The organism is Mesorhizobium sp. M1006 (genome assembly GCF_040318825.1).
Taxonomy (GTDB): domain Bacteria; phylum Pseudomonadota; class Alphaproteobacteria; order Rhizobiales; family Rhizobiaceae; genus Mesorhizobium.
Map to the genome: position 1 here is coordinate 1 of NZ_JAMYMZ010000106.1, position 4,986 is coordinate 4,986.

Sequence of the window (4,986 nt, forward strand, 5' to 3'; positions counted from 1 at the left end):
TCACCGCCTGCGGCCCGCGGGTTCCTGCATCAGAGACTTTCGTACGCCTGACGGCACCCGAAACCCTTCAGCAATGTCGGCCGTTAAAGTTAGTTGTGCCACCGCCTTACAGCGGACATCACCGGCGATCGCGCTTGAGGGCGTAGTTGCGCCAGGAGCGGTCATTCGATGTTCTGCCGTTGAACGGCTTCATTCGCCAGTTTAGCGGAAATTGGGCGACAGCATGGTTCCCTCAACAGGGAAGTTCGAAACCCTCTTGGTCCGCGGATCCCGCTGATTGCACGCTGCCGTGCGATATTCTGCAAGATAGCCACCCAACCAACGCCGATAGCCGCATTGCTCTCGACAAGAGCACTCCTGCCGCAGACCACCTAGCTGGCAGACACTTGGCTGATCCCGGCATCGACCCAGGCACGCGTCTGCTCAAGCACTTCATCCGAGAGCGCGGGATCGTCGATCGCCCGGGCGAGGATTACTGCCCCCACCATCGCTGCCCAGCTTCCGATCGCCGCGCGGCGTCTGTCTGCCGGATCCAACTCCGGGAGCGCCTTGCCGATACGGTCGATCTGCGATCGTAGGCCTTCCGTCATGGCCGAGCGTGCAGCCGGGGTCTGATGGCGGATGGCTGCGGCAAGGCCCGCCGTCGGGCAACCGCCGGCGCAGTTGTCGCGATGCCGGGGCGAAAGATAGGAACCTACATAAGCGCGAAGATCGCCCCCTCCGCCTGAGTCCGCGGCGAGGACGTGGGCAAGGGTCTGCGCGATCAGGTCGTCCTTCGAACTGAAATGGCCATAGAAGCCGCCATGGGTGAGCCCGGCGGCCTTCATCACTTCCGCCACGCTGACCGCGTCGAACCCCTTCTCGCGAAACAGCCGGCTGGCCGCATCCAATATCCGGTGACGGTTCTCCGTCATCTGCTCTCGACTGACCTTCATTTCAAAATTCTCCGTCGGCCCCGTTGACATTTACATGATGCCCATCATATTTAGCCGCAATCATGATGATCGTCATGAATATAGGTTCCATCAGAGAAAAGAGCAATGCCATGACCACCATTCCATCAGTCCTCATCACCGGCGCCTCCACGGGCATCGGAGCTTCCTATGCCGAACGGTTCGCCCGCCGCGGACACGACCTCGTGCTGGTTGCCCGTGACGTGGCACGAATGGAGGCACTGGGAGCCCGGCTCCGTCAGGAAACTGGCGTTGCGATCGATATCATCCAGGCTGATCTTACGCAGCCTGCCGAGCTTGCAACGGTAGAGACGAGGCTGCGCGATGACGCCCGCATCGGGATTCTCGTCAACAATGCCGGAACAGCCATCGGCGGAAGCTTCATCGAGCAGAGTACCAATGACGTCGCCCGGCTCGTTGCGCTCAACACGACCGCGCTTCTGCGACTTGCCAGCGCCATCGCCCCGCGTCTTGCGAAAGCTGGCGAAGGGTCGATCGTCAACATCGGCTCCGTGGTCGGGCTGGCGCCGGAGTTCGGGATGACGGTTTACGGCGCAACCAAAGCCTTCGTGCTGTTTCTGTCGCAGGGGCTCAGCCTCGAGCTCGCGCCGAAGGGTGTCTACGTCCAGGCCGTGCTGCCCGCCACGACGCGTACGGAGATCTGGGACCACGTCGGCGCCGACATCAACACGCTCTCCAACGTGATGGAGGTGGACGATCTGGTTGATGCGGCGCTGGTCGGCTTCGACCGCCGCGAACCGGTGACCATCCCGCCGCTTCCCGATGCCGGGCAGTGGGATGCGCTTCAGGCCGCGCGCCAGGCCATGCTTCCGAACTATCGGAACGAACATCCCGCCGAGCGGTACCGCAAGGTCGCCTGAGCACCAACGAAACCATTTGATAACGACCTCGTCGCGGCGGGGACAAACAAGGTGACCTATGACCAACAAAGCACTTTTTGAGCCTTATTCTCTCGGCTCGCTGACGCTCTCCAATCGTATCGTCATGGCGCCCCTCACGCGCAATCGCGCTGGCCCGGGCTTCGTTCCGGGCGACCTTGCCGCCGAGTATTACGGCCAGCGGGCCTCCGCCGGCCTGCTGATCTCCGAGGCCACGCAGATCTCGCGGCAGGGACAAGGTTACCAGGACACGCCCGGCATCTATTCTCAGGCTCAGATCGACGGCTGGCGAAAGGTCACGACCGCGGTGCACGCCAAGGACGCGCGGATTTTCCTGCAGCTCTGGCACGTCGGCCGCGTCTCGCACGTCGATCTGCAGGAGAACGGCGCCGCGCCCGTCGCGCCCTCGGCAATCCGGGCCGCGACCAAGACGTTCGTGAACAACGGCTTTGTCGAGGTTTCGGAGCCCCGCGCGCTGGCGCTCGACGAGCTTGCGGGGATCGTCAACGATTTCCGGCAAGCAGCCGCGAACGCCATTGAGGCCGGCTTCGATGGCGTCGAGATTCATGGCGCCAACGGCTATCTGCTGGACCAGTTCGCCAAGGACGGTGCCAATGTCCGCACGGATGCTTATGGCGGATCGGTCGAGAACCGCGCCCGGCTGATGCTGGAGGTTGCGACTGCGGTGGTCGAGGAGATCGGCGCAGAGCGCACCGGCATCCGGATTTCGCCCGTCTCGCCCGCCAACGGCGTCTCGAGCAGCGCCCCCCAGGCGCAGTTCGACTATATCGTCGATCAACTCGATGCTTTGGGCATCGTCTATATCCATGTCGTCGAGGGCGCCACGGGCGGATCGCGCGATGTCGCGCCGTTCGACTTCGGATCGCTCCGCCGGCGCTTCAACAATACCTATATCGCCAATAACGGCTATGACCTCAACCTCGCGGCGTCGCGGCTCGCCGAGGGCAAGGCGGACCTCTTCGCCTTCGGGCGCCCGTTCATCGCCAATCCCGACCTTGTGGAACGGCTGAAGACGCGCACGCCGCTGACGGAGTTCAACTCGGCGACGCTCTATGGCGGCGGCTCCGCTGGCTATACCGACTATCCCGCGATCGCCGCCTCAAGCCGCCCATGAGCTATCGGAGGGCGGCGCCTGCGAGGCAGCCATCCCACGTGACAGCAGCGCCTCAGGGCATCTCTCTGGCGCTCCGCTCGAACTGGTGTCCAAACCCAGGGATTCAGGAGGGCCATGGAGGGCTATAGCATAGACGTTAGCTCCTCTGGTCCGCCCAGGACCAGCCAGGCGAGATTCGTAGCACGTCGTACGTTCGCTTTACCGGCGCAAGCGGACCCGTTCACCGTGATTTCGACTGTCGTGAATGGGTCAGATCGCGTCGATGCATGGGGGCGCCTGAACGTCCGCTTCTCACATTCCAAGCCTCCAAGCCTCCAAGCCTCCAAGCCGCAAGTCCGCTTCCGTGCCCCGAACAAGACGTTCATCGAAGCGCCGCAGAACGTCCGCTATTTGCGCTACCTGCTCGATCCGATCGATGAGACGAATGGCACCTCGGCCATTCTCGGGAGCTAGCTGATTAGCCTCGGCGGTGATTCCGAACCGAAGGTCAGCGCCGCAAGATGAAACCGGTTTCGGAAAAGATCTAACAGGAAGTACCGGGCCCTGGTCAGACCGGCCGCACCAGAACGTGTTTCTTCTTGCCGAGCGACAGTTTCGCGACGTTTTCCGGGCCAAGGTCCTGCAGCGTCACCATCCTGCGATCGTCGGCCACGAGCTGGTCGTTGAGGCGCACGGCGCCGCCCTGGATATGCCGCCGTGCCTCGCCGTTGGACCCGGCCAGCCCGGCGGTGACGAACAGCGACAATATGCCGACGCCGGCTTCAAGATCGGTCCTGCCCACCTCGACGGTTGGCAGTGTTTCGGCGAGCGCCCCTTCTTCGAACGTCTTACGCGCCGTTTCGCTGGCCTCCTCCGCCGCCTCGCGGCCATGCAGCATGGCGGTGATTTCGGTGGCGAGGATCTTCTTGGCTTCGTTGATCTCCGAGCCGCCGAGCCGTTCGAGGCGTCCGACCTCGGCGAGTGGCAGGGTCGTGTAGAGCCTCAGGAAACGGCCGACATCGGCATCCTCGGTGTTGCGCCAGTATTGCCAGAACTCGTATGGGCTCAGCATCTCCGCATCGAGCCAGACCGCGCCCGAGGCCGACTTGCCCATCTTGGCGCCGGACGAGGTGGTGAGCAGCGGCGTGGTCAGCGCATAGAGCTGCGCGCCTTCCATGCGATGGCCGAGATCGATGCCGTTGACGATGTTGCCCCACTGGTCGGAGCCGCCCATCTGCAGCCGGCAGCCGAGGCGCTTGTAGAGCTCGACGAAGTCGTAGGCCTGCAGGATCATGTAGTTGAATTCGAGGAACGACAGCGACTGCTCGCGATCCAGCCGGAGCTTGACCGAATCAAAGGCCAGCATGCGGTTGACCGAAAAATGCCGGCCGACATCGCGCAGGAAATTGACGTAGTTGATGTCCATCAGCCAGTCGGCATTGTTGATCATGACGGCGTCGTTGGGGCCGCCGCCAAATTTGAGGTAGGGCGTGAAGTTGCGGCGGATGCCGGCGAGATTGTCCTCGATGTCCTGCGGCGTCAAAAGCTTGCGCGCCTCGTCCTTGAACGACGGATCGCCGATCATCGAGGTGCCGCCGCCCATCAGCGCGATCGGCCGGTGGCCGGTCTGCTGCAGCCAGTAAAGCATCATGATCTGGATCAGCGACCCGGCATGCAGGCTCCTGGCGGTGGCGTCGAAGCCGATATAGGCGCTCACCGTTTCCGTGGCGAAAAGCTGGTCGAGGCCGGCATCGTCCGAGGTCTGGTGGATGAAACCGCGCTCGCTCATCGTGCGCAGGAAATCGGATTTGAAGGCGGACATTTTCTTTCCCGAAAAGCTTCCGGCCGAACGCGGCTCGGCTATGCATGAAGGCGGGCGTTTAGCACTCAAGCGCGATCAGCAAAAGTGGAATCCGGTTTTGCGACACCCTCTTGCCTTCTCCCCTTGTGAGATCTTTGCACAGAAGCCGATCAGTGATTCTGTTGTGAGGTTGGAGCAGGGAGATTCGCGATGGTGGAT

General features: G+C 62.6%; 5 protein-coding genes. 3 read left to right on the forward strand and 2 right to left on the reverse strand.

Going from position 1 to position 4,986, the window contains the following annotated elements:
- Positions 1-371: 371 nt before the first annotated feature.
- Complete coding sequence (locus tag NKH60_RS34520) at positions 372-935, reverse strand: TetR/AcrR family transcriptional regulator (protein WP_352472054.1); 564 nt, start codon at positions 933-935, stop codon at positions 372-374.
- Positions 936-1,045: 110 nt separating this feature from the next.
- On the opposite strand from NKH60_RS34520, the gene NKH60_RS34525 reads away from it, so the two are divergent.
- Entirely contained in the window at positions 1,046-1,834 is a 789-nt protein-coding gene (locus tag NKH60_RS34525; RefSeq protein WP_352472053.1) for an SDR family NAD(P)-dependent oxidoreductase, read from the forward strand.
- Between the two features lie 58 nt (positions 1,835-1,892).
- The gene (locus NKH60_RS34530) at positions 1,893-2,987 is read left to right on the forward strand and encodes an alkene reductase (protein WP_352501563.1); all 1,095 of its coding nucleotides are present in this window, start codon (positions 1,893-1,895) and stop codon (positions 2,985-2,987) included.
- 547 nt (positions 2,988-3,534) lie between these two features.
- On the opposite strand, the gene tyrS is transcribed toward NKH60_RS34530, so the two are convergent.
- The gene (tyrS, locus tag NKH60_RS34535) at positions 3,535-4,788 is read right to left on the reverse strand and encodes a tyrosine--tRNA ligase (RefSeq protein WP_352501564.1); all 1,254 of its coding nucleotides are present in this window, start codon (positions 4,786-4,788) and stop codon (positions 3,535-3,537) included.
- Between tyrS and NKH60_RS34540 the strand changes: the two genes are divergently transcribed.
- Positions 4,775-4,986 (forward strand): hypothetical protein (locus NKH60_RS34540; protein WP_352875060.1); only part of this gene is annotated, 212 nt, incomplete at its 3' end. The two genes, tyrS and NKH60_RS34540, sit on opposite strands and share 14 nt — an antisense overlap.

Coding starts and splice junctions, on each gene's coding strand:
- NKH60_RS34530 (WP_352501563.1), top strand. CDS start 1,893: ATGACCAACAAAGCACTTTTTGAGCCTTATTCTCTCGGCTCGCTGACG.
- tyrS (WP_352501564.1), bottom strand. CDS start 4,788: ATGTCCGCCTTCAAATCCGATTTCCTGCGCACGATGAGCGAGCGCGGT.
- NKH60_RS34525 (WP_352472053.1), top strand. CDS start 1,046: ATGACCACCATTCCATCAGTCCTCATCACCGGCGCCTCCACGGGCATC.
- NKH60_RS34520 (WP_352472054.1), bottom strand. CDS start 935: ATGAAGGTCAGTCGAGAGCAGATGACGGAGAACCGTCACCGGATATTG.